Here is a 21,101-nt window from a genome sequence, read left to right as displayed (position 1 = left end):
TCTACTGCCTTACTCCCCTAAATCGGCGCTTTTTCGTTGACGCAAATGTCAGTGCCATACGTGTCACCCACAATCCGCGCCTCGACAGCCCTCGCAGCCGCCTGGAGGTCGCGTGGCTGGCCGGCGAGCTTCTCGACTGCCGCAGCGACAAGATCGGGCGCCACCCAGTCCGGCTTGTGGCCAAGGTTCTTCACCCAGACCAGTTCGGCGTCCGGAATGTCGCGGGCAAGGCCGATCGAATGGATCTCTTCATAAACGACAGTGTCGTGGTCGCCTGAGATCACCACCGTCGGTGCCTCGATCATGGGGTAGCGCAGCGCGTTGGCCAATACGTGGGGGTAAAGCCCTTCGACATCGACGGCGTTGGCGCGGAAGGCCTTTGGCCGCAGCACGAGCTTGATCGAGGCGTTGTCGACATAGAGGTCCGGCACTTTGTTGGGCGAAAAGACGCATATTGTGGCGTTGTCGATGCGCATGAGCCCGGCCGGATTGGCGACCGTTTGTGCAAAGATCTGCCCGATCATCTGCCTGGCGCTGAGACTGTAATACCACGACGTGCCGCCCCCTGGCCAAGGGTGCGTCGCCGCCGACAAGAACAGCAGCCCGCGCGTGCGCTCGGGGTGTTCGAGGGCAAAGGTCGCTGCCACCGCGCCGCCGAACGAATGGCCGACGATGATCGCATCCTTGATGTCGAGCCTGTCCATCAGTGCTGCGAGGGTCGCCGCCTGTTCGAACAGGGTCTCGTTGTTGCCTGGGCCGCGGCCGGACCAGCCATGGCCGGGCCGGTCGAAGAACAGCATCTCAGCGCGGCCTTCGAACATTTGCCTCAGCGGCAGCATCTGGTCCTTCAGATTGGCGCTCGCGCCATGGATGAAGACCAGCGGCGGCAGGTCTGCGCCAGCGGATGCCCGCACATGGACATAGTGGATGCGGGTGCCTGATATGTCGATGAAGCTGCCCACCGGCGGATTGCGCCGCTCGATCAGCCAGGATGTCACGCGGGTAAAGCCCGCAAGCGCGAGGATCAGCGCTAGCAGCAGGACCAGGATTGCGGCGAGGATGTTCATGCGGCTCGGGGGGATTTAGGCAGTAGGGCAGTGGGGGAGTAGGGCAGTAGGGCAGTAGGGCAGTAGGGCAGTAGGGCAGTAGGGCAGTAGGTAAGGCATCGAAGGTGGCGCCGATACATACTGCCATATTGCCCTACCGCCTTATTCCCCCATTCCCCTTAAATTCCTTCGCCGGCTAGCTCTTCCGACAGTCGCGACACCTCGCTCTGGGCGTTGCGCAGCATCGGATAGACGGCGAGCACGCGCTGCCAGGCCCGCAAAGCCAGTTCGTCGTGGCCGGTGGCGGCCATGATCTGCGCCATGCCGGCCAGGGCGCCAAAATGGCGTGGCTCGATCACCAGCGTGCGTTCGATGTCGGCCATCGACTTGCGATAGTTGCGCATCAGGAAATGCACGGTGGCGCGCCGGTTCCAGCCTTCGGCATATTGCGGCTGCAGCGTCACCACCTGGTCGAGGAAATCGAGCGCGATGTCGAATTTCTGGGCTTTGATCGCCTGCTCCGACCACAGCATCATCAGGTCGACCGAGGCACTGCCCGACTTGTTCCAGCTTTCCGAGATGCGGCTGGCGATGCGCTCGGCGGCTTTTTCGTTGCGTTCGCGCTTTAGATCGGCAAACAGCGAATCGAGCTGATTATCGGCTTTGGCGACAACGGGGCTGTCGGTGGATTGGGCAAGCGCCAGCTGCGGCGGGAACGTTGCCACCATGGCCAGGGCGAAAAAGGCAAAAACGTTCCGCATGCGGAAACTCTAGACCCCCGCATGGGAACGTCAAACTGAAATTGCCGTGATGCGCCAGCCGCGAGCGGCTGGGCCTACATCAGCCCTGACGAGCCTTGTAGCGCGGGGCGGTCTTGTTGATGATGTAGACGCGGCCCTTGCGACGAACCAGCTGGCAGTCACGATGGCGGCCCTTGAGTGCCTTGAGCGAATTCTTGATCTTCATGTCACTAACCCGTCGGATGGGGCCCATCACCGGGCCGAAACTAAAAGCGCGCCAAAGGAGCGCGCCCAATTTGTGTGAGAGGCTCTTAGACGAGGAGTCGTAGCCAGTCAACCGCAGGCAGCACAACGTTCGCGGATTGATTTGGCCATCGGCGTATAACGCACCGGAGATGCCTTATGCCAGGGCTTGCCAGCAATCGGCATCGCTGGAATTTTCGCGCAGGTCCAAGCAACGGAGGGGAGATATGCGGCTTTCGATTCTACTGACTTCAATCGCGTGTTCGATGGTGGCGTCCGTGGCAGTTGCCGAAGAATGCGACCGTAACGACCAGACCCAGACCGGCATGAACATCTGTGCCGGCGCCGACTACGCGGTGTCCGACGCCAAGCTCAACAAGGCCTATGGCGAGATCATCAAGCGCCTGTCTGACAGCGCCGACACCAAGAAACTGCTGCAGGAGTCGCAACGCGCCTGGATCGCCTTCCGCGACGCCGAATGCAAATTCTCTGCCTCCGGCGTCGATGGCGGATCGGTCTATCCGATGATCTATGCGATGTGCCTGAAAGACGTCACCGACATGCGCGTCGAGCAGCTCGGCGTGTATCTCAAATGCGAGGAGGGCGACCTGAGTTGCCCGGTGCCGGCGCAGTAGGGCCAGCCTCTCCGGCATTGGATGCAACGATCGCGCATCCGGGTGCCACTACTGCAGAACGACCACGGCTTCGACCTCGAAGAGCATCGGGTCGATCGCAAGCTTGGGAACGGGGACCAGTGTCTGCGCCGGCAGCGCCTCGCCGAACATTTCCCTAACGTTCTGGGTCAGCACGCCAAGCTTGGACATATCGTGATCGACCACGAACACCGTGAGCTTGGCGACCTGATCCGGCCTGGCGCCGAGCGCATCGAGCGCGGTGCGCAAATTTGCGTAGGCCTGCTTAACCTGGACAGCGAAGTCGGGCGACAAAGCTCCCGTGCTGTCTTGGCCGCCCTGTCCGGAGATGTAGGCAATCCGGGCATTGCGGGGCACAATCACCGCCGTGCTGTAGCCATTCGGCGACGGGTCGTGGAGGTTTTTTGGATTGACGATGGTCAGCTTGAGATCATTCTCATTCGCTGTCGTTGCAGTGGGAACTGCCGTGGTCATGATGATTAGCCCTCCGATAAGCAGATGCTTGATTGCGCGTGACATGATTTTCTCTTGGCTCCGCGGGCTGCGAGCAACGTAGCCTCACGGCCGGCATGATCGACCTTTGGCCCATCGCCCATATGTTGACTCGTACGTCGTACCATGATGCTCGATTCATCGTATGGTACGGCGTACGAGTCAACCGCTCAGCATCGACATTGCTGACGTTGCCTGCCAAAATCGAGGTTCCGACCAGCGAGGAAGACGAATGGCAGCCAAGCGTAGCGGCGCCCGAGGCAAACGGTCTCAGGCGGCAAGCGGGCCGCTCCAGCCCGTGCGGGAGTTGCGCGGTGAACCGCCGCTCTCTCGGCAACGTATCGTGGCGACCGCGGTGGAACTGCTGGACGCTCAAGGGGCCGACGGATTGACGATGCGTCGTCTGGCCGATCGCCTCGGCTCGGGCGTGATGAGCCTCTATTGGCACGTCGACAACAAAGAGGATGTCTTTGATCTGGCGCTCGACTCGGTGCTCGAATATCGCGGACCGCCTGAGATAGCTGGGTCTCAAGGCTGGCGCGGAGACGTCGTTCATATGCTCGACGACTGGCGCGCCAGCATGCTGCGCCATCCCTGGTCGGTATCTTTGTTGCCGCGCCGGGCGCTTGGCCCCAGCATCCTCAGCCGCCTGGAACTGCTGAGCAAGACCCTGTCTGGAGCCGGTGTAGCGGACGCAGATATGAACGTCGCGATATGGTCGCTCTGGAATTATGTGATGGGCGCCACCATTACCCGGGCGAGCTTCGACCGTTCGGACGACGACAGGACCGCCGCTCAGCAGCAGCTTGCAGGTCAAGGCGAATGCTACCCGACAATCGAACGCTCTCGTCTGCTGTTGGACAACGATTGGGATGGCGCTTTCCGAAGCGGCCTCGACTTCCTGCTCGACGGCCTCGCTTCGCGATGATGACCATGTTGCGCTGACGCTGCCCGCACCAAAGGACCTTCTGTTTAACGCTTTCCACCCACTGCAGGCTAAACGTCGATCAGCTTGAGAAAGCCTCCGGCAATCAAGCGCCGTCCTTCAAACAGCATTGTCTCACCTTCTTTTGGCTGTATGCGTGGGTCGGCCAGCGCCTTCGCAAGGCCTATGTCGCGTGCCGCCTTGCTTGGCCATTCGGTCCAGGAAAGAATGACCGTCTCGCCGCTTCGGACCGCAGCCGCCGTCTCAAAGTTGCGAAGCGGCGTCCCGTCGGCGTTTAGATCATGGCGTGCTTGTTCCGCGTGAAAGTCGGCATCGTTGGCGACGGAACGATCCAACTGGCAGTCCACGACCCGCGTTGCGCCATATTCGCGATACACCTCAGCCACATGCTTGGAAAAGCGCTCATATTCCTCAAGTTTGGAGGGCTCTAAGGGGATGAGATAGGCATCTATGTAGGACATAGGCAAACCCAATGGCCATTGCTGATGTCGGATACTCGCTTGCGTACCACGCAAACGCCAGCCATCCACCCGTTGCCGATCCTCAATCTGGTGCAATCGGATTTTGCGTCGTTTGCGGCGAGATCGCGAAGGCCCTTGCTGCCGATACCGCCTGTCAGTGGCGCGGCGCAAGCCGCGTGAAATGGCCCATCTTGCGGCCGGGCCGGGCTTCCGCCTTGCCGTAGAGATGGACGGCGACGTCGGGTTCGGCCAGCAGGGCCGGCACCTTGGTGATGTCGTCGCCGATCAGGTTTTGCATGACGCAGTCGGAGTGGCGGTTGGCGTCGCCGAGCGGCAGGCCGGCGACGGCGCGGATGTGCTGCTCGAACTGTGAAACGACGCAGGCCGCCTCGCTCCAGTGGCCGGAATTATGCACCCGCGGCGCCATTTCGTTGACCAAAAGCGAGCCGTCGCCGAGGACGAAAAACTCGACGCCGATAACGCCGACATAATCGAGGGCTGCGAGGATTTTGCGCGCGGCTTCGCGTGCAGCTTCCGCAGTCTCGGCGCCGATCGCTGCCGGCAAGGTCGAGCTGGCAAGAATGCCGTTGCTGTGCACGTTTTCGGCCGGATCGAAGGCCGCGATGCTGCCATCGGTGCCGCGCGCGGCGATGATTGAAATTTCACGCTCGAAGGCGACGAAGGATTCGAGGATCAGCGGCACATTGCCGAGCGAGGCGCAGGCGCCATCAAAACCGCCTGACGTGACATTGCGGAAAACCAGCTGGCCCTTGCCATCATAACCCATGCGGCGGGTTTTCAGGATGCCGCTGCCGCCAAAGGCCTGAAGGGCTGCGGCCAGCTCCTGGTCGTTTTCCACAGGCATGAACTGGGCTGTGGATATCCCGATGCCGTTCAGGAAGGCTTTCTCAACCAGGCGGTCCTGTGCGACCTCAAGCGCCCGCGCCGGCGGGTAGACAGCGACGGTCCGGGCGAGTTGCTCGGCGGCGGCGACGGGCACGTTTTCGAATTCGTAGGTGACGACCGCACTTGCGCGCGCCAGCTCGTCGAGAGCGGCGGGGGCATCATAGGCGGCGACGATCTGGCGATTGGCGACCTGGGCCGCCGGGCAATCGGCCTGCGGTTCAAGGACTACGGTCTGGTAGCCGAGACGGGCCGCCGCCATGGCCAGCATGCGGCCGAGCTGGCCGCCGCCGATGATGCCGATGGTGGCTCCGAGAGGCAGCGGCGCGCTCACGCGTCGTCCGTCGGCTGTTCGGCGACCCTTGCGGTCTGGGCGGCGCGCCATTCGTCGAGCCTCGTGGCGAGCGCGTCGTCAAAAAGCGCGAGCACGGCTGCTGCAAGCAGCGCTGCATTGGCGGCACCGGCCTTGCCGATGGCAAGTGTTCCCACTGGAATGCCGGCTGGCATCTGCACGATCGAGAGAAGCGAATCCTGACCCGACAGCGCCTTGGATTCGACCGGCACGCCGAACACCGGCAGCGGGGTCATCGCCGCCGTCATGCCGGGAAGGTGGGCGGCACCGCCGGCGCCGGCAATGATGACGCGGAAGCCGGCAGCCTTGGCGCCCTTGGCGAATTCATAAAGACGATCGGGGGTGCGGTGGGCCGAGACGATGCGCGCCTCATAGGCAATGCCGAGCACGTCGAGCAATTCGGCGGCATGGCGCATGGTCGCCCAGTCTGACTGGCTCCCCATGATGATGGCGACGTCGACCCTGTCCTTGCTCACGCGCGGCACCCCTGCTTGACAAGCCTGCGCTTAACCGAAATGCGCTGCCACCGCAACCAAGGGCCGGCCGCAAATGGCGTATTCTCAGGCAATGATGTCTGGGATGATCCGGTCTTCGATCTGGGTGATCTTGTCCTTGAGGACCAGCTTCTTTTTCTTCATCCGCTGGATCTGCAACGTATCGCAGCCCATCGCGATCATCGCGTTGATCGCGGCGTCGAAATCGGCATGGTCCTGCTTCAAGCGTGCAAACTCGAGACGAATCTCGGCCTGTTCCTGTTCCGACATGTCTACCGTCTGCAAACTCACTGGCGCACCCGGGGCGCTCCTAAGGCGGGGGCGGCGACTCCTTGTCACCGGCCGCGAAGCCCTTATCACATTTCGCGCTGTCAGGAAATGCTACCACACTTTATTCGACATCGCCGATCGGGGGTGGCAGACTGTCATGGTTCCGTCACAGAGCGCTGTCTGCGGTGGGCACGCTTGTGCGCGGTGCGACCGAGGAAACCATGAAAGGGAGAACCAATCATGTCTCTTGCATCCCATCTTGAAGAGCTTCAGCGGAAACATGGCGACATCGAGCGTCAGCTCGGCGAAGCGATGAATCATCCATCCGTGGACGACCTGCAACTCGTCATGCTGAAGCGTCGCAAGCTGGCTCTCAAGGACGAGATTGAAAAGCTGAAAGGGGACCCGACCCAGCATTAAGGCCACAATCACGGTCTCCCCTTAAGGCCTGCGTCTTTTCGCGCGGGCCGTGGCCGGCGGCGAAACACATCGCCGCCGGGACAGGGTGATGTGTTTTGCACGCCAGAGCGTGCCATTCAGGCAAGCTCCTCGTCGCCTCTCAAGCATCCCAGAACTGATCAAGCCAGATGTTGAGCTTCCTGAAGCCGGTGACACTCACCGCATAGACGCGGCGCGTTCCTTCGGCACGCGCACTGACCAAGCCAGCATCCAAAAGCACCTTGAGGTGCTGCGACACCGCAGGCCGCGACACCGGCAATCCGGCCGCCAGTTCGCTGACGGTCTTTGGGCCGCGCCGCAATTCCTCCAGCAGATGGCGCCGGTTGGCATCTGAAATAGCCAGGAAGGAGTCGTCAGCTGTCATGGCTCCTTTGTGCCGCAACAGGCACTAAATCTCAACCATGAGTCGCAAGGCTGGCTGCATTGTCTCGCGACCCTTGATGAATGGCTTTCAGATCTCGGGCTCGGTCTTTTGCCTGGGGTCTAGATGCAGCGATTCAGGGGTTGCGCTGCGGTCGGCGGGCTGGGTCTTGAAGGCCTCGCGATCCTCGATCGGCACAGGCGCGCGACGCTTGATGCGCAGCGCGGTGTAGCCGGCAAGCGCGAAGTGGGCTGTAGCCGTGGCCAGGAACAAGGCCTCGGGCCGCAGGTGGTCCATCAGGCCCGCGCCAAGCAGCGGGCCGACCATGGTGCCGAAGCCGTAGAGCAGCAGCAGGCCGCCGGAAACCTTGACGAAATCCTCCGGCTTGGCGTGGTCGTTGGCGTGCGCCACGGCAAGCGAATAAAGCGTGTAGGCAAAGGCGCCGTAGCTGGCCGTCATGGCAATCACGAACGGACCCGAGCGCGGCGCGACCAAAAAGATCAGCGCTGCCGCAATTGCCGAAGCGAGCGACGCACCGATCAGCACGTAGCGGCGATCAGTCCTGTCGGACATCTTGCCGACCGGGATCTGCATGGCAGCGCCCGCGACCACCACCAGGCTCATCATCAAAGCGATCTGAGGCGTCGAAATGCCGACGCGCGCGCCATAGACAGCGCCCAGCGTGCCCCAGCCGCCATTGGCGACGCCGATGAGGAAGCAGGCCACGGAGGCGACAGGCGAATTGGCGTAGAGCCCCTTGATGTCGAGCGAAACGTCCTGCAGCGGCTTGGGGTGGGCGGCACTCGAAACGGCGGTCGGGATCAGCGACAGGCAAAACAAGATGCCTGTGACCATGAACAGCGCGTCGCTTCTGACATCGCCGCCGGCGACCATCATCTGGCCGGCCATGATCGAGGCGTAGGTGACCATCATGTAGAGGCCAAAGACCGTGCCGCGGTTTTCATTGGTGGCGCGCTCATTAAGCCAGCTTTCGATGACCATGAAGGCGCCGGCCATGGCAAAGCCGGTGAAGGCGCGCAGCATGATCCAGACAACTTCGTTGACGATCAGGCCGGTGAGCAGGGCGATGATGGCAGCGGAAGCCGCAAATGTGCCGAAGGCGCGGACATGGCCGGCGCGGCGGACGACGCGCGGGGCAAAATAACAACCGGCGACGAAACCGCCGGCCCAGGCCGTGCCCATCAAGCCAAGTGCCGTGGTGGAAAAGCCTTCTTCCTGGCCGCGCAGCGGAAGCAGCAGGCCATGCAGGCCCGAGGCGGCCAAAAGGAAAGCGGTGCCGCGAAGCAACGACAGGATCGGCCGGTAGGTTGCGAGCATCAGGTGTCCCACCACGAATCAATGAGGCGCTAAAATGTGATGATAGCCTCTTTGGGGCTTATCGGTGGCGGGCTGATATCAGCCGCGCTTGAACAGCGCTTCTGCGGCCGATTTGGTCGAGCCCTTGACGGTGAGCTCGGCCTCGAGCCGCGTGATCTCGGCGCGCAAGGCTGAGATGCGCTCGTTGAGGTCGCCGACCGAAAGCAGCGACAGGTCCTGGCCGATCTCGTGGACGGATTTTTTCTTCTTCGGCTCGTCGTCGAACAGCGCCATCTCGCTCTCCTTCACATCCAGACAGGCGTTTGCCTGATTTGCCAATCAGAATACATAGTGCGGTCAACCACATGTAAAGTCCGGGGCGAACCGGACCAGCGGAGAGCAAAAAGACATGGCCAACGCAGCCCAACTTCCCGACAAGATGCTTGCCGTGGCGATTTCGCAGCCGGGGGGGCCGCGCGTGCTCAAGGCGGAAAAGCGCGATTTGCCGGAACTGAGCAAAGGCGAGATCCTGATCCGGGTGCATGCGGCGGGCGTCAACCGGCCGGACGTGCAGCAGCGCAAGGGTGCTTATCCTGCGCCGCCCGGCGCCTCCGACCTGCCCGGGCTCGAAGTGTCGGGCGAGGTGGCGGCCCTTGGCGCGGACGCCACCCGCTTTCGCATCGGCGACGCGGTCTGCGCGCTGACGCCGGGCGGCGGCTATGCCGAATACGCCAAGGTGCACGAGACCAACGCGCTGCCCGTGCCCAAGGGTTTTACCTTCACCGAAGCGGCCGCCGTGCCCGAAACCTTCTTCACCGTCTGGCACAATGTGTTCGAGCGCGGCGGGCTCAAGGCGGGCGAAACGCTTCTTGTGCATGGCGGCTCGTCGGGCATCGGCACGACGGCGATCCAGCTCGCCTCGGCTTTTGGGGCCTATGTGATTACCACCGCCGGCTCCGAGGAAAAGTGCGCCGCGTGCCTGAAACTCGGGGCCGACCGCGCGATCAACTACCGCAACGAGGACTTCGTTGCCGTGGTCAAGGAGATCACCGACGGCAAGGGCGCCAATGTCATCCTGGACATGGTCGGCGGCGACTATGTCGGCCGCAACTTTCATGCCGCGGCCGTCGACGGCCGCATCGTGCAGATCGCGACGCAGGGCGGGGCGGTGGCGAGTGCCGATTTCTCAAGGCTGATGGTCAAGCGGCTGACCCATACCGGCTCGACGCTTCGGCCGCGCACGACCGAGTTCAAGGCGGGAATCGCGGCAGCGCTTGAAGCGCAGGTGTGGCCGCTGCTCGCCACCCGCCGCGTGGCACCGGTCATGGACATGATCTTCCCGCTGCGGGAAGCCTGGCGGGCGCATGAGCGCATGGAAGAGGGCGAACATATCGGCAAGATCGTGCTGGATGTCGGCTGAGGGTTTTTCTCCCTCCCCCTTGTGGGGAGGGCCGGGGTGGGGGTCTTTTCCTCGGCGCTCCCAAGGATACCCCCACCCTTTATCCCTCCCCACAAGGGGGAGGGAGGTCGTCGGCGCTGCGCCACCCCCTCTCCGCCTCGCTGCGCTCGGCACCTCTCCCCCGCGCTGCGGGGGCGAGGAACCGCGTCCTGAGAGCTTACCGCCAGCCATTGGCGAGCTGCATGGTGAACAGCAGCATGCCTTCGATGCGGCGGTCGGCGTCGCGGCCGAGTGGCACCGGGCAGAAGCCGGCGCGGCCGAATTCGGGTGGCGAGGCGCGGCAGCGGCCAAAATTGCGGCATTCGCGGCGCTGGCACTTCAAATGCGCGCCCTCCATGGTGGCGGCGATGCTGACGGCGAGCACGAGCGCGTTGTGCATGGAAAAAGGCAGGTGGCCGTAACCCGGCAGCGGCGGGTCGATGATTTCGATCTGCTTGCGTTTCCTCGGCATGGCTTTGTCTCCGGTTGACGCCCGCGCTGGGTTTTGGGCGCGGGCAGGGGTGGTTGGGGGAAATTTGGGCGCACAAAACTGTCCCGCGCTGATGAAGCCGGGTTGGGAACCGGACGCATGGCCTTGCGTCTATGTGATGCTAGTACGTGACGCGCAGCCATGCGTCCGCCAGCGCTCTTGCCCCGCTCAGTCGCCTCAACGCTTTCGCGCCGCCAGCCGCCGCAAGGCCCGGACTTGGGGGCTCATCACCCAGCAGGGGCACCGTATCCCCTGCCAGCCCGGACGCCGTCGCCCTCCCCAGGCATCCGGTTCATGACCCGGGTTCCCTGAGGGCGATGGGGGGATTATCCGTCAGGTGCGAAGGGGTGTGGAAAAGAAAATTTTTCGGTCCACGTGCCGAGGGATGGTTTGGGCGAGCCGATATCGGCAATTTCAATGGGTTAGTGCTGCGGTGGCGCGTGAAACGTGTATCAGCGGGGGAAAAGTCGTCCACGCGTTGATGCCTTGCGGAATACGCCCGGATTCTGCGCTGAAATCGGCTGCATGGCCGGTGAAGTCGATGATTGCGCCTGCCAGATCAGCAGTACCCCATGGGGGAAGCAGCCCTGCGAAACAGCTTGAATACCCCCTCAAACAATTCTTGGTACGGGCAATCGCAAGCGCGTCGATCAACCATTGAAGGAAGCTATAGAGCCGCGGACTCCTCCGCAGAAGCCGAAGAAACTATTTGGGGAAAACTCATTTCGTTGCAGTATGAACTTCAATTTCGCGGTTAAATTGCGGAACACACGGTTCTATTTCGAGAATATGGGTGAGACCAATAGCATACCGCAATAAAACATACATTTGTTTTGATGGCGATAGTGATATGAAATATTATCGACTTATGACGGCGTGGGCAGAGAATAAAAATTTCACTTTCGATTTCTATGATGCGCACGATTTGAATACGGCTAGGGATAGCAGTCAAGAAGAGAGTATTAAGAAGCAGCTGCGCGAACGGTTTGCGAACTCTAAACTTCTCATTGTGCTGATCGGCGACAATACGCGCCATCTGACCAAATTCGTGAAATGGGAGATGGAAGTTGCTCTTCGTCTCGAACTTCCAATTATCGGTGTAAATCTGAACGGGAAACGGGCGAAGGACGATCTATGCCCTCCTGCTATCCGTGATGAATTGGCTGTCTATGTTTCTTTTGGAACGAAGATTGTCGAGTACGCCATGACAAACTGGCCTGCCAGCCACACAGCATTCAAAAAGGAAGGAAAGACAGGTCCCTATTATTACACGGAACAAACCTATGAAAAATTGGGGATCGAATAGTGCGTTATTTCTGGAAGTCAATAATTACGCTGTCTTTTTGGCGATATTCTTTGTTCTCCAAGGGTGCGTTGGTAAGTATATTCTCCATTTCAGGTGCCATATACCTTGCTATTGAGATGCTTGACTTCTTCAGTATGTATACGAAAGACAAGTATAGCAAGTACGCTATATTTATAATATTTGCGATATCTGCGACGATAACGATCGCAACAAGGCGCCCTATTTCGAGGGTATCCTACAAAATACCAAAGAGAGACTTTTGTTACGATGTCATTATCGGAGACTTACTCGAAACAAAATGCTCTAATGTTGTTATTAGCACAAACACCACCTTCGATACAGATATTGCTAGCGGCCTTATTTCTCCCGAAAGCTTGCAAGGTCAATTAGCGTTCCGCTATTTCAATAGTAATACTGCAGAAATGGATAGGCAAATCTCTGAATCTCTTAAGAGTGTCCAATCTGTCGATCATGCCTCGGGGCGAGGCAAGAAGAAGCGCTATCCTGTTGGAACGATTGCCAAACTTCAGGCCCACGGCAAGACATTCTTTTTTATCGCGATGTCGGAGCTAAATGAGGACGGAAATGCCCGATCTTCGGTTCGAATGGTTGACGAAGCAGTTGAAGCACTCTGGACCTATATTGCTGAGCGTGGCGAACTTGCCGATGTGGCGATGCCGATTATTGGGACCGGACGGGGGCGAATTCAACTCTCCAGAACAAAGATGATCGAAAGACTGGCGCAATCCTTTGCGGATGCTTCTGCTGAGCGTGTTTTCAGCAATCGGCTGGCGATCTACATCCACCCCGCAGATGCATCCAAACACGCTGTGAACCTTTTTGAGATACGGGACTATTTAGCCATGAGCCTCCATATCTGACACCAACTGCAATTACTGGCTATAGCGCACACGGAGGATAAGGCCCATATGGCTGGGAAATCACGGCTTTCCATAACGACAATATTGGTAGCGGCTTCTGGCTGGATTGTTTCCCTTTTCCTAGGTGTTCTTGACCTTCCAGCAAAGGTTAACTCCTTTATGGCGGAAGCTCCCAAAGCGACGCAAGGCGTTGTCGATTGGCTTAACTTGGATCAGAATTACACGGGTCAGTGGACTAGCAATGTCGAAGATTGGGTCGATGCCACCGAGGACGAAAGGGCATCATCAACCGCTCCCAACGGCCCAGTGAGAATGAGGCTGCGCGTTTATGGCGGCGTAGTCGATGGAGAGATTGAGACCGAGGGTCTCAAAGGAAGCTATATTTTCAATAATCTCCTTCTAGAGGGCTCCAAGACTTCTGATGGGCTCGATGTTTGGGCTTATGACTACGTCGATGGGAAGAGGCAGGGCTTCGCTGAGTTCCGATTGAGCCTGTCTGACGAAGAGCGTCTGCCCCTAAAGCTCGAAGTTGTTCAAGGCGGGATGGGCCTGCCTGTCCGAGCCAAACTATACCGCACCTCGACCGACATATCTGAGCCAATCTATCGTCAGGCCAACATGGAGCTACTCAAGCGGGTCATAGAGCAAGGCAACAATGAGACGCAGGGTAACGCCGATCACATGAAGCGCTGAGAGAATTTCCTCAGCAATCGAAACATGGTCTCGTTAAGCAACCACGCGTAACGAACACTTGCACCACTGTATGCTTCACCATCCTGTGCCAAGCAGAGGCACAAAAGGGGGACGTCGTGCCCCCTGGCATCCATGAAGGCTCGGTTTCCAAGGCCTTTGAGCGATGGTTGGCGCTCCCCCCAAGATCTACCAATCAATTTGGTATCGCCCCTAAATCGGGCATGGAGAACGTCTGCTACTGCCAACTTCGAAGCCAGAGGCATACGGGCCGCTCCCGGCCCCTGAGCAGAACGTGTCTCGCTTGATAAGGATAGCTTTGTCGCCGCATAGACACCCCATTTCCTTCTGATTGGTCCGCGATTATGGTGGCATCAATTTCTGGCCAACATTCGCCCCACGTGACCTCATCCCTCTCAAAATCCTGGCTCTTCGGCCTCGCGCTCTGGCTCGCAGCACTTTTGGCATTCGCGCTTTATTCGGTGGAGACGTCCAGAGCGCGTTTGGCGGGTGAGCTGGAGGTGACGGGGCGGACTTTGCACCGGCTGATTTCGCAGCGGGCGGCACAGCATGACGCGCATATGACCAGCCTGATCGCGCTGACCAGCGGGGCGGAGCCGGCACCCTTGGGTGCCGTGCGGCAGGTGATGGAGAGCATCACACGGTTTTATCCGCGCATCGCCTGGATCGCGCTGGTTTCGTTCGGGGGCGAGGGTGGCGCGGGAGGGGTCACCGGCGAGGCGGCGGGTGTTGGTGCGCGGGCCGCGCCCGGCGGGGTCAGGATGCTGGTCGAGGTGCCCGAAGGCGGCGGCGTGGACCTGGCGCCGCTGCGCGCGGCGATCGGCGAACAGCTGCGCGGCAAGATCGGTGTGCATGCGAGCGGGAATGGGCGGTATCTGCTGGCGAAGCGCGCGCAGGCACCTTCGGATGCGGTGCTGGTGTTCGGCATCGACGCCAGGCTTTTGCTGGAGCCGGAGGAGCGGCCTGATTGGGCGCATCTGAGGCTCACGCTCGACGGGCAGGAGCTGCTCGACCTGCCTGCGGCTTCCGGCGCGGGCGTTTCGTTCGTTAAGGCACCGCATTTCGAAAAGGTCATCGACGGCGAGGGGCAGAAGATTTTGCTTTCGCTCGACCGCGCCTTGCCGCTCGACGAGCTTTTGCCGCTGCGGTCATTCCTTGGGTTTGCTGTTTTGGCCGGCTTGGCGTCGTTTGCGCTGATGTTTGCCTTGCGGCAGCGGGCGGCGGCGCAAAGATCGCAACAAGTGGCACGGCAGGCGGAGGCACGCGCGCTGTTGCAGGAGCGGGAAACGCTTCTGGCGCATGCCTCGCGCGTCAACGCCATGGGGGAGCTGGCGTCGGGCATCGCCCACGAGCTGACCCAGCCGCTGACCGCGGTGCTGAGCCGCAGCCAGGCGGCGCTCAGGCTCGCGGGCGCTGAAAAGCCCGATCTCGGGCGGATTGCCGAGGCGCTTAACGTCAATGTGCGCGAGGCCAAGCGCGCCGGCGAGATGCTCAGGCGGATGCGCGACTATGCCTCCAACAAGGCGCCGGAGCCAAAGCCAAGCGCGCTCAACGGGATCGTCAGCGAGATCGTGGCGCTGACAGCAGCCGATCTCGAACGGCGCGGGGTCAAGCTGGAGCTTGCGCTTTCAGCAGAGGCGCCGGAGGCGGTGGTCGACGCCATCGAGATGGAGCAGGTGCTGCACAATCTGATCCGCAACGCCGCCGATGCGCTGGAAGGGGCGGGGATTTTGGACGCGCGGATTTCCATCGCGACCATGGTTGCGGGCGCGTACGTGAAGATCATCGTCGCCGACAACGGGCCGGGCATCGCGGCCGAGGTGCTGCCAAAACTGTTTGTGCCGTTCTTCACCACCAAGGCCGACGGCATGGGGCTGGGGCTGTCGCTGTGCCAGACGCTGGTGGAGCGCGTCGACGGGCGGATCGAGGCGGAAAACGCTGCCGGCGGCGGGGCGCGGTTCGTGATCACCTTGCCGAGGGTCATGGCATGAGCAGGTACAAGGTCTATCTGATCGACGACGATGAGGCGGTGCGCGAGGCGATCGCGTTTCTGCTCGGCACCTATGGCATCGAGGTCGAGACTTTTGGCGATCCCAAGACGTTTCTGGCCCATGTCGACGAGGGCCGGCCCGGCTGCCTGGTGGTCGATTTGCGCATGCCCGAGGTTTCCGGCTTGCAGCTTCACCAGAAGCTCGCTGAGCGCGGCATCGACTGGCCGACTGTGATGATCACCGGGCATGGCGACGTCGCCGCCTGCAGGCGCGCTTTCAAGGCGGGCATCCAGGACTTTTTGACCAAGCCTGTCGATGGTGAGGTGCTGGTCGAGGCGCTGCAGCAGGGGTTTGCGAGCCTCGACGCGAGGCTTGAAAAGCGCGAGGCGCGGGCGCTTCTGGCAAAACTCACGGAGCGCGAGCGCGAGGTGCTCGACATGGTGGCGCAAGGCTGGGCGAGCAAGGAGGTGGCGCAAGCGCTCGACGTGTCGGTGCGCACCATCGACGCGCACCGGGCGAAGATCGCGGAGAAGCTGGGCACCAGCTCGGTGGCCGAGTTCGTGCGGCTGACGCTTCAGGAGAAGTAGGTAGCACTACCTAGGGCAGGTGGTGGCATCGCGGATTCTGCCGGGCGGGTGGATTGGATAGTTCTGGCCTCGGACAAGCGAAACGCTTTCTCCTAAGCAACATCAGGACAGGAACCCAGTCATGATCAAGAGCATTTTCCTCGCCGCCGCTGCCACCGTCGCCCTCAATGGTGCTGCTTCCGCCCAGGTGCTGACCGAGAAGAATATCTCGTCGAGCCTCGCCGTCGAGATCGCCCAGAACGCTGTCGCGGCATGTGCCGCCGACAAGTACAATGTGACGGCCGCCGTGGTCGACCGCGCCGGTGTGCTGCGCGCGCTGGTTCGCGCCGACAATGCCGGCACGCATACGGTTGCCGCTGCCGAGGCCAAGGCGTTCACCTCGTCGTCGTCGCGCACGCCGACCTCGAAGATGGCCGAAAACGTCGCCAAGAACCCAGGCGCGGCTCAACTCGTCAACATCGAGGGCTTTCTGGTGCTGGCCGGTGGCGTGCCGATCAAGGCGGGCGACGCTGTCATCGGCGCTGTCGGCGTCGGTGGCGCACCGGGCGGCAATTTCGACGAGGCTTGCGCTGTTGCAGCACTTGAAAAGGCCGCCGACCAGCTGAAGTAAGCTGTGGGTTTGATGACAGGCCCCGCTCCCGGTTGGCCCCGGAGCGGGGCTTTTTTGCGTGTCGCTGCCGGCGAAATGGCCTGTTCGCCGGCGGTTCCAAAATCGTTGCGGTGGCCGGCGAATACGTCTATATACGGGCCGAATTTCCCATTTTCTGGTGGTCTTGATCCACCGCCCGCGTGAGGGACGCGGGCGAGCGAAGAGGATATATCGCATGGCCAATACGCTGCTTATGCCCAAGGCGACCGCTGTCTGGCTGGTCGACAATACCGGGCTGTCGTTCGACCAGATCGCGCAGTTCTGCTCGCTGCACCCGCTCGAGGTGAAGGCGATCGCCGACGGCGAATCGGCCCAGGGCATCAAGGGCATGGACCCGATCATGACCGGCCAGCTGACGCGCGCCGAGATCGCCAAGGGCGAGGGCGACATCAACCACCGCCTCAAGCTGTCGGAGCCCAAGGTTCGCGTGCCCGAGACCAAGCGCAAGGGTCCGCGCTACACGCCGTTGTCCAAGCGCCAGGATCGCCCGAACGCCATCTACTGGCTGGTCAAGAACCATCCCGAACTCAAGGACGCGCAGATTTCGCGCCTTGTCGGCACGACCAAGGCGACGATCGAGCAGATCCGCGAGCGCAAGCACTGGAACATGGCGACGCTGACGCCGCTCGATCCGGTGGCGCTCGGCCTGTGCTCGCAGATCGACCTCGACATCGAGGTGCAGCGCGCCTCGCGCGGCCGCGAAGCCCCGGCACCGACCGGCGATACGCTTTTGCCGGCATCGCTGACCGAGCGCCTGACGCCCCAGCAGGCCGCACCCAAGGACGAAGACAGGGAGCTCGACGCCAACGCCGTGTTCGCCAAGCTCACCGCGCTCAGGTCGAAGACGCCTGATGAAGACGAAGACGACAAGTTCTGAGCTTTTTGCTCGAAGCGTCAAAAAGGCCCCGTCGGGGCCTTTTTTTGTTTCGCTGGTGGAGGGGCTCCGGGATCAGTCCGGCAGGCGGGGGGCGGGCATGTCGCGGCCGAACCGGTGCAGGACGAGACTGGGCGAATGCCCCGCTGCCGGGGCCGCGAAGCTGATGGCGGCCTCGACTTCCCTGGTGAAGAAGCGATGCTCGCCTTCGGAAAACAGATGCAGCCTGGGCTGGCCGGTGAACTGGGCAAACAGGCTGTCATCGTCGCGCATGACGGTGAGGATCACGTCAGGCGCGAGCTGGTAGCGGCCGACATAGTTGTCGAAGAGTTTTGGATCGATAGCGGCCTCGTTGTGGCGCGGCTTGGGTTTGGTCAGCGGTATCTCGGGATTGAGCAGATGCAGGCCGATGTCGCTGACACCGGTGTTGGCGTTGGACAAGACGACGACGCCTGTCTTCAAGCCAGGGTGGAAGCCGATAAAGGCGCTATAGCCACCGGTGCCGCCATCGTGCCAGGCGATCTCGCCATTGCTGCTCTTGGTGACGACCCAGCCGAGGGCCGCGGAGGTCTCCTGGTCGCCGATTGCGCGGCGCGTCGCCAGCGTGTCGGCAAGGGCTGTGGTCAGCGGCGTCTTGTCGGTGCTGAGCGTCATGGCGAGGAAGGCCAGCAGGTCGTTGGCCGTCGAGCGCAAGGCGCCCGCGCCGGCAAATGCCGGCAGGTCCCAGTTGGGCGCGATTTCCAGCATCTCGTTGTGGCCGGTCGCCATGCGGCCACTCAGGCGCGGCGTGAGCTCGATCACCGTGCTGTGCATGGCGAGCGGTCCGGTGATGCGCTCCTGGACCAGGGCTTCATAATCCTTGCCCGCGCGCTGGGTGAGCGCCTGGCCGAGCAGGCCGGCTCCGAGATTCGAGTATTCATATTCCGAGCCGATGTCGCGCGGCAGCTGGTAGCTCGACACGAACGCAAACATCTGTTCGGACGTGTAATCGGCATAGGGGTTGGTTTCGTTCGTCGGCTCGAAATTATCGGGCATGCGCGGCAGGCCTGACATGTGCGTGGCGAGATCGGCAAGCGTGATCACCTTGCCGCCGCGTTCGGGAACGGCGACGTTCATGGGCAGGTGCTTGGCCACCGGGTCGTTCAACGCGACTTCGCCACGCCTCGCCATTTCGGCCAGCAGCAGGCCGGTAAACACCTTTGTCACCGAGCCGACTTCGTAAACCGTGTCGCCGTCGACCGGGCGGGGATCGACACCGCCGAAGCTGCCGTGAGCAATGATGTTGCGGCCGCCTGGCCCGATGGTGCCAATGACGATGCCGATGCTTTGCTTCTGGACGTCGATCCTGTCTGCAAGGATGCGGCTGATCTCCGCGTCGGCGGGAAACCGAGCGGTCGAGGCGCTGGAGGAGGCTGCCGCGATAAAAGGCCGTCCCATCTTGCGGTCAAGATAAAGCAGGCCGCCAGCGAAGGCCGCGACAGTGATTATCGAGGCGGCGGCTACGATGGCGCCCGACAGGGCGGAAGCTTGTCTTTTCATATCGATGTTGTCTCTCGGCGCGGGCATGCCGGCGTTGAATCTGTAAGCAGGCCCACGTGTTTTGACCGGCGCGGATTGCAAGAGCATTGCGGCCGCTGAGGTTCGCGCGGGTTGTCGAAACATCTGTGCGGGCGCATGATCGCGTGGCGTGCAAGACGGTCGATCTCATTCCCGGAGGTGGCAGCGATGAGCGGATCCGCTGCATTCGACGCCTGGAGCGCCGGCAAAAGCTACGAACATTATATGGGCCGGTGGAGCCGGCTGGTGGCGGCGAAGTTCGTTGCCTGGCTGGCACCGCCGCAGGCAGCCGATTGGCTCGAGATCGGCTGCGGCACAGGGGCGCTGACCTCAGCCATCCTGGCCGGGGCTGCGCCGCGCTCGATCCTATTGATCGACCAGTCGGCGGACTTCATTGCTCATGCGCGCCAAGCAATCGACGACGGCCGCGCGCGTTTCGAGGTTGCGGATGCGCTCAAGCTTCCGGCGGAGGCCGGCAGCATCGATGTCGTCGCCTCGGCGCTGGTGTTCAACTTCATCCCCGACAGGCCGGCGGCATTGGCCGAGATGCAAAGGGTGCTGAAGCCTGGTGGGCTGCTGTCGTTTTATGTCTGGGATTATCCCGGTGGCGGCATCGGCTTCATCAACCAGTTCTGGAAGGCTGCCGTCGACATCGATCCGAGTGCGGCAGAACTCGGCGAGGGCAAGCGGTTTCCGTTCTGCACCAAAGACGGCTTGGTGGGCCTCGTCCAGCAAGCCGGATTGCGCGACGTTGTCATCGCGCCGATGGAGATCGAAACGCGGTTCGAGGATTTCGAGGCGTTCTGGCTGCCGTTCACGCTCGGCTCAGGCCCAGCCCCCGGCTACTGCATGAGCCTGACAGAGGATGGCAGGGCAAAACTCAAGGCGCGGCTTGCCGAGCGGCTGGGATCGAGCGGGCCGATCGAGCTTGTCGCGCGGGCGTGGGCCGTGAAGGCGAAAACGCAAGGCTGAGCGGCGGGACAGGTCCAGCCGCTGGCGATGCGAGCCGGCTTATTCGCTGGCGATGAACTTCAGGATGCCGGCGATGCCCGAGCCTGATGCGCCACCCTTGCGGTCTGACGGATGGTTGACGCCGTCCATGACCGGAATCTCGGTGAAGTCGAACGGGCTGATGCCTTCGAGGCAGGCCGCGTTGACGCCGTACTGGTTCTGGTTCGACCGCCGCTGGTGGTGGGTGTAGATGCCGCATTTCGAGCAGAAGTAGTGCTTCGCGGCCATGGTGTTGAACTGGTAGAGGGTGAGAGCTTCTTCGCCTGATACGACATCGACGCCGCCGAGGTCGGCCGACAGGGCGACCGCGCCCTTCATCCGGCAGTATGAGCAGGTGCAGCGGCGCGCGCTGCGCAGGCCGTCTGACAGCCTGACGCGTAGACGGACCGTGCCGCAGTGGCAGGCGCCGTCGATTTCGCGGATATCCATGTCCATATGGGCGAAGTCCTTCATCAGGGTTGTTCAAGCTAGCCAGATCGGGGGAAACTGCGACTTGCAAGAATCCCGCTCCAATCTCATTCTCTTGAACCGTGGTCAGAGGTTGATCAAGTCAAACTCTTGCAGAAATTGGAATTTGTAGCTACATTGTGGCTACAAGGAGTTTGCAATCATGACCGCTGAAACCGTTGTGCGGGCAAGAATCGATACCGCCACCAAGGAAGAGGCGACCGAAGCCTTGGCCGCCATGGGGTTGTCGGTGTCGGATGCGATCCGGCTGTTGTTGACGCGGGTGGCGGCCGACAAGGAGTTTCCCTTCCCGGTGAAAGTGCCAAACGCCACAACCCGAAAGGCGATGGCGGAATTGGATGCAGGCAAGGGAAAGAGCTTCTCGACGGCGGACGAGTTGTTCAAGGACCTCGGTATCTGAC

The 21,101-nt window shown here is 61.5% G+C and carries 27 protein-coding genes; 13 read left to right on the top strand and 14 right to left on the bottom strand.

Annotated elements, in window-relative coordinates; genetic code table 11:
• Nucleotides 1-17: 17 nt before the first annotated feature.
• The 3 genes from AC1RTB_RS16365 to ykgO all read right to left on the bottom strand — a co-directional run bounded on the left by AC1RTB_RS16365 (nt 18) and on the right by ykgO (nt 2,012).
• Nucleotides 18-1,067: an alpha/beta fold hydrolase gene (locus AC1RTB_RS16365; protein WP_492879772.1), complete on the bottom strand. Its 1,050-nt coding sequence runs from the start codon at nt 1,065-1,067 to the stop codon at nt 18-20.
• Between the two features lie 158 nt (nt 1,068-1,225).
• Nucleotides 1,226-1,807, bottom strand: coding sequence for a tetratricopeptide repeat protein (locus AC1RTB_RS16360; protein WP_492879773.1), 582 nt, complete (start codon nt 1,805-1,807; stop codon nt 1,226-1,228).
• A gap of 79 nt (nt 1,808-1,886) precedes the next feature.
• Nucleotides 1,887-2,012 carry a type B 50S ribosomal protein L36 gene (gene ykgO / locus AC1RTB_RS16355; RefSeq protein ID WP_010661422.1) on the bottom strand — a complete coding sequence of 42 codons (126 nt, stop codon included), beginning with the start codon at nt 2,010-2,012 and terminating at the stop codon, nt 1,887-1,889.
• Nucleotides 2,013-2,307: 295 nt separating this feature from the next.
• Here ykgO and AC1RTB_RS16350 point away from each other — a divergent pair, with 295 nt between their 5' ends.
• Entirely contained in the window at nt 2,308-2,664 is a 357-nt protein-coding gene (locus tag AC1RTB_RS16350) for a lysozyme inhibitor LprI family protein (protein ID WP_492879774.1), read from the top strand.
• Nucleotides 2,665-2,712: 48 nt separating this feature from the next.
• Here AC1RTB_RS16350 and AC1RTB_RS16345 read toward each other — a convergent pair whose 3' ends face one another.
• A complete protein-coding gene (locus AC1RTB_RS16345; protein WP_492879775.1) occupies nt 2,713-3,201 on the bottom strand; it encodes a RidA family protein in 489 nt (162 codons plus the stop codon).
• Nucleotides 3,202-3,406: 205 nt separating this feature from the next.
• Here AC1RTB_RS16345 and AC1RTB_RS16340 point away from each other — a divergent pair, with 205 nt between their 5' ends.
• Nucleotides 3,407-4,102 carry a TetR/AcrR family transcriptional regulator gene (locus tag AC1RTB_RS16340; RefSeq protein WP_492879776.1) on the top strand — a complete coding sequence of 232 codons (696 nt, stop codon included), beginning with the start codon at nt 3,407-3,409 and terminating at the stop codon, nt 4,100-4,102.
• Nucleotides 4,103-4,170: 68 nt separating this feature from the next.
• On the opposite strand, the gene AC1RTB_RS16335 is transcribed toward AC1RTB_RS16340, so the two are convergent.
• The 4 genes from AC1RTB_RS16335 to AC1RTB_RS16320 form a co-directional block, all read right to left on the bottom strand.
• Nucleotides 4,171-4,581 carry a DUF1428 domain-containing protein gene (locus AC1RTB_RS16335; RefSeq protein WP_492879777.1) on the bottom strand — a complete coding sequence of 137 codons (411 nt, stop codon included), beginning with the start codon at nt 4,579-4,581 and terminating at the stop codon, nt 4,171-4,173.
• Between the two features lie 154 nt (nt 4,582-4,735).
• A complete protein-coding gene (locus AC1RTB_RS16330) occupies nt 4,736-5,818 on the bottom strand; it encodes a 5-(carboxyamino)imidazole ribonucleotide synthase (RefSeq protein WP_492879778.1) in 1,083 nt (360 codons plus the stop codon).
• Nucleotides 5,815-6,279, bottom strand: a complete 465-nt coding sequence (purE, locus tag AC1RTB_RS16325; protein WP_492879946.1) for a 5-(carboxyamino)imidazole ribonucleotide mutase — start codon at nt 6,277-6,279, stop codon at nt 5,815-5,817. Before purE ends, AC1RTB_RS16330 begins: the two co-directional genes overlap by 4 nt.
• A 117-nt stretch (nt 6,280-6,396) precedes the next feature.
• The gene (locus AC1RTB_RS16320) at nt 6,397-6,600 is read right to left on the bottom strand and encodes a YdcH family protein (protein WP_214391539.1); all 204 of its coding nucleotides are present in this window, start codon (nt 6,598-6,600) and stop codon (nt 6,397-6,399) included.
• A 240-nt stretch (nt 6,601-6,840) separates the two neighbouring features.
• Here AC1RTB_RS16320 and AC1RTB_RS16315 point away from each other — a divergent pair, with 240 nt between their 5' ends.
• Complete coding sequence (locus AC1RTB_RS16315; RefSeq protein WP_476786053.1) at nt 6,841-7,020, top strand: YdcH family protein; 180 nt, start codon at nt 6,841-6,843, stop codon at nt 7,018-7,020.
• A 139-nt stretch (nt 7,021-7,159) separates the two neighbouring features.
• Here AC1RTB_RS16315 and AC1RTB_RS16310 read toward each other — a convergent pair whose 3' ends face one another.
• The 3 genes from AC1RTB_RS16310 to AC1RTB_RS16300 all read right to left on the bottom strand — a co-directional run bounded on the left by AC1RTB_RS16310 (nt 7,160) and on the right by AC1RTB_RS16300 (nt 9,031).
• On the bottom strand, nt 7,160-7,423 hold the full coding sequence (locus tag AC1RTB_RS16310) for an ArsR/SmtB family transcription factor (RefSeq protein ID WP_492879779.1): 264 nt from the start codon (nt 7,421-7,423) through the stop codon (nt 7,160-7,162).
• Between the two features lie 87 nt (nt 7,424-7,510).
• Nucleotides 7,511-8,758: an MFS transporter gene (locus AC1RTB_RS16305; protein WP_492879780.1), complete on the bottom strand. Its 1,248-nt coding sequence runs from the start codon at nt 8,756-8,758 to the stop codon at nt 7,511-7,513.
• A gap of 78 nt (nt 8,759-8,836) precedes the next feature.
• A complete protein-coding gene (locus AC1RTB_RS16300; protein ID WP_492879781.1) occupies nt 8,837-9,031 on the bottom strand; it encodes a DUF1192 domain-containing protein in 195 nt (64 codons plus the stop codon).
• A 115-nt stretch (nt 9,032-9,146) separates the two neighbouring features.
• Between AC1RTB_RS16300 and AC1RTB_RS16295 the strand changes: the two genes are divergently transcribed.
• Nucleotides 9,147-10,157 (top strand): NAD(P)H-quinone oxidoreductase, encoded by a 1,011-nt coding sequence (locus AC1RTB_RS16295; RefSeq protein ID WP_492879782.1) that lies wholly within the window; start codon nt 9,147-9,149, stop codon nt 10,155-10,157.
• Between the two features lie 196 nt (nt 10,158-10,353).
• Here the strand turns inward: AC1RTB_RS16295 and AC1RTB_RS16290 are convergent, their stop codons facing one another.
• Complete coding sequence (locus AC1RTB_RS16290) at nt 10,354-10,647, bottom strand: hypothetical protein (protein WP_492879783.1); 294 nt, start codon at nt 10,645-10,647, stop codon at nt 10,354-10,356.
• 811 nt (nt 10,648-11,458) lie between these two features.
• Here AC1RTB_RS16290 and AC1RTB_RS16285 point away from each other — a divergent pair.
• The 7 genes from AC1RTB_RS16285 to AC1RTB_RS16255 all read left to right on the top strand — a co-directional run bounded on the left by AC1RTB_RS16285 (nt 11,459) and on the right by AC1RTB_RS16255 (nt 17,667).
• Entirely contained in the window at nt 11,459-11,971 is a 513-nt protein-coding gene (locus tag AC1RTB_RS16285; RefSeq protein ID WP_492879784.1) for a TIR domain-containing protein, read from the top strand.
• Nucleotides 11,971-12,852, top strand: coding sequence for a macro domain-containing protein (locus AC1RTB_RS16280; RefSeq protein WP_492879785.1), 882 nt, complete (start codon nt 11,971-11,973; stop codon nt 12,850-12,852). The genes AC1RTB_RS16285 and AC1RTB_RS16280 overlap by 1 nt, the downstream gene beginning before the upstream one ends.
• A 48-nt stretch (nt 12,853-12,900) precedes the next feature.
• A complete protein-coding gene (locus AC1RTB_RS16275) occupies nt 12,901-13,545 on the top strand; it encodes a hypothetical protein (protein ID WP_492879786.1) in 645 nt (214 codons plus the stop codon).
• Nucleotides 13,546-13,943: 398 nt separating this feature from the next.
• Complete coding sequence (locus AC1RTB_RS16270; RefSeq protein WP_492879787.1) at nt 13,944-15,554, top strand: sensor histidine kinase; 1,611 nt, start codon at nt 13,944-13,946, stop codon at nt 15,552-15,554.
• On the top strand, nt 15,551-16,141 hold the full coding sequence (locus tag AC1RTB_RS16265) for a response regulator transcription factor (protein ID WP_492879788.1): 591 nt from the start codon (nt 15,551-15,553) through the stop codon (nt 16,139-16,141). The genes AC1RTB_RS16270 and AC1RTB_RS16265 overlap by 4 nt, the downstream gene beginning before the upstream one ends.
• A gap of 121 nt (nt 16,142-16,262) precedes the next feature.
• Nucleotides 16,263-16,751 (top strand): GlcG/HbpS family heme-binding protein, encoded by a 489-nt coding sequence (locus tag AC1RTB_RS16260; protein WP_492879789.1) that lies wholly within the window; start codon nt 16,263-16,265, stop codon nt 16,749-16,751.
• A gap of 214 nt (nt 16,752-16,965) precedes the next feature.
• Nucleotides 16,966-17,667: a DUF1013 domain-containing protein gene (locus AC1RTB_RS16255; RefSeq protein WP_492879790.1), complete on the top strand. Its 702-nt coding sequence runs from the start codon at nt 16,966-16,968 to the stop codon at nt 17,665-17,667.
• Nucleotides 17,668-17,739: 72 nt separating this feature from the next.
• Here the strand turns inward: AC1RTB_RS16255 and AC1RTB_RS16250 are convergent, their stop codons facing one another.
• Complete coding sequence (locus AC1RTB_RS16250) at nt 17,740-19,203, bottom strand: serine hydrolase (protein ID WP_492879791.1); 1,464 nt, start codon at nt 19,201-19,203, stop codon at nt 17,740-17,742.
• A gap of 186 nt (nt 19,204-19,389) precedes the next feature.
• Here AC1RTB_RS16250 and AC1RTB_RS16245 point away from each other — a divergent pair, with 186 nt between their 5' ends.
• Nucleotides 19,390-20,193 (top strand): class I SAM-dependent methyltransferase, encoded by an 804-nt coding sequence (locus tag AC1RTB_RS16245; protein ID WP_492879792.1) that lies wholly within the window; start codon nt 19,390-19,392, stop codon nt 20,191-20,193.
• 39 nt (nt 20,194-20,232) lie between these two features.
• On the opposite strand, the gene AC1RTB_RS16240 is transcribed toward AC1RTB_RS16245, so the two are convergent.
• The gene (locus AC1RTB_RS16240) at nt 20,233-20,667 is read right to left on the bottom strand and encodes a GFA family protein (protein WP_492879947.1); all 435 of its coding nucleotides are present in this window, start codon (nt 20,665-20,667) and stop codon (nt 20,233-20,235) included.
• A gap of 175 nt (nt 20,668-20,842) precedes the next feature.
• Here AC1RTB_RS16240 and AC1RTB_RS16235 point away from each other — a divergent pair, with 175 nt between their 5' ends.
• The gene (locus AC1RTB_RS16235; RefSeq protein WP_492879793.1) at nt 20,843-21,100 is read left to right on the top strand and encodes a type II toxin-antitoxin system RelB/DinJ family antitoxin; all 258 of its coding nucleotides are present in this window, start codon (nt 20,843-20,845) and stop codon (nt 21,098-21,100) included.
• Nucleotide 21,101: the final 1 nt, after the last annotated feature.

The organism is Aminobacter sp. GW821-FHT11F06 (assembly GCF_058808215.1).
The sequence above is the reverse complement of the archived record's forward strand: the minus strand, read 5'-3'. Positions and strand labels throughout refer to the sequence as shown.

Bases quoted from the DNA above. Each gene is read 5' to 3' on its own strand.
- AC1RTB_RS16305 (WP_492879780.1), bottom strand. From the start codon at position 8,758: ATGCTCGCAACCTACCGGCCGATCCTGTCGTTGCTTCGCGGCACCGCT.
- AC1RTB_RS16365 (WP_492879772.1), bottom strand. From the start codon at position 1,067: ATGAACATCCTCGCCGCAATCCTGGTCCTGCTGCTAGCGCTGATCCTC.
- ykgO (WP_010661422.1), bottom strand. From the start codon at position 2,012: ATGAAGATCAAGAATTCGCTCAAGGCACTCAAGGGCCGCCATCGTGAC.
- AC1RTB_RS16295 (WP_492879782.1), top strand. From the start codon at position 9,147: ATGGCCAACGCAGCCCAACTTCCCGACAAGATGCTTGCCGTGGCGATT.
- AC1RTB_RS16300 (WP_492879781.1), bottom strand. From the start codon at position 9,031: ATGGCGCTGTTCGACGACGAGCCGAAGAAGAAAAAATCCGTCCACGAG.
- AC1RTB_RS16320 (WP_214391539.1), bottom strand. From the start codon at position 6,600: ATGTCGGAACAGGAACAGGCCGAGATTCGTCTCGAGTTTGCACGCTTG.
- AC1RTB_RS16340 (WP_492879776.1), top strand. From the start codon at position 3,407: ATGGCAGCCAAGCGTAGCGGCGCCCGAGGCAAACGGTCTCAGGCGGCA.
- purE (WP_492879946.1), bottom strand. From the start codon at position 6,279: ATGGGGAGCCAGTCAGACTGGGCGACCATGCGCCATGCCGCCGAATTG.
- AC1RTB_RS16345 (WP_492879775.1), bottom strand. From the start codon at position 3,201: ATGTCACGCGCAATCAAGCATCTGCTTATCGGAGGGCTAATCATCATG.
- AC1RTB_RS16310 (WP_492879779.1), bottom strand. From the start codon at position 7,423: ATGACAGCTGACGACTCCTTCCTGGCTATTTCAGATGCCAACCGGCGC.
- AC1RTB_RS16255 (WP_492879790.1), top strand. From the start codon at position 16,966: ATGGCCAATACGCTGCTTATGCCCAAGGCGACCGCTGTCTGGCTGGTC.
- AC1RTB_RS16360 (WP_492879773.1), bottom strand. From the start codon at position 1,807: ATGCGGAACGTTTTTGCCTTTTTCGCCCTGGCCATGGTGGCAACGTTC.
- AC1RTB_RS16240 (WP_492879947.1), bottom strand. From the start codon at position 20,667: ATGGACATGGATATCCGCGAAATCGACGGCGCCTGCCACTGCGGCACG.
- AC1RTB_RS16235 (WP_492879793.1), top strand. From the start codon at position 20,843: ATGACCGCTGAAACCGTTGTGCGGGCAAGAATCGATACCGCCACCAAG.
- AC1RTB_RS16315 (WP_476786053.1), top strand. From the start codon at position 6,841: ATGTCTCTTGCATCCCATCTTGAAGAGCTTCAGCGGAAACATGGCGAC.
- AC1RTB_RS16290 (WP_492879783.1), bottom strand. From the start codon at position 10,647: ATGCCGAGGAAACGCAAGCAGATCGAAATCATCGACCCGCCGCTGCCG.
- AC1RTB_RS16275 (WP_492879786.1), top strand. From the start codon at position 12,901: ATGGCTGGGAAATCACGGCTTTCCATAACGACAATATTGGTAGCGGCT.
- AC1RTB_RS16245 (WP_492879792.1), top strand. From the start codon at position 19,390: ATGAGCGGATCCGCTGCATTCGACGCCTGGAGCGCCGGCAAAAGCTAC.
- AC1RTB_RS16260 (WP_492879789.1), top strand. From the start codon at position 16,263: ATGATCAAGAGCATTTTCCTCGCCGCCGCTGCCACCGTCGCCCTCAAT.
- AC1RTB_RS16335 (WP_492879777.1), bottom strand. From the start codon at position 4,581: ATGTCCTACATAGATGCCTATCTCATCCCCTTAGAGCCCTCCAAACTT.
- AC1RTB_RS16250 (WP_492879791.1), bottom strand. From the start codon at position 19,203: ATGAAAAGACAAGCTTCCGCCCTGTCGGGCGCCATCGTAGCCGCCGCC.
- AC1RTB_RS16265 (WP_492879788.1), top strand. From the start codon at position 15,551: ATGAGCAGGTACAAGGTCTATCTGATCGACGACGATGAGGCGGTGCGC.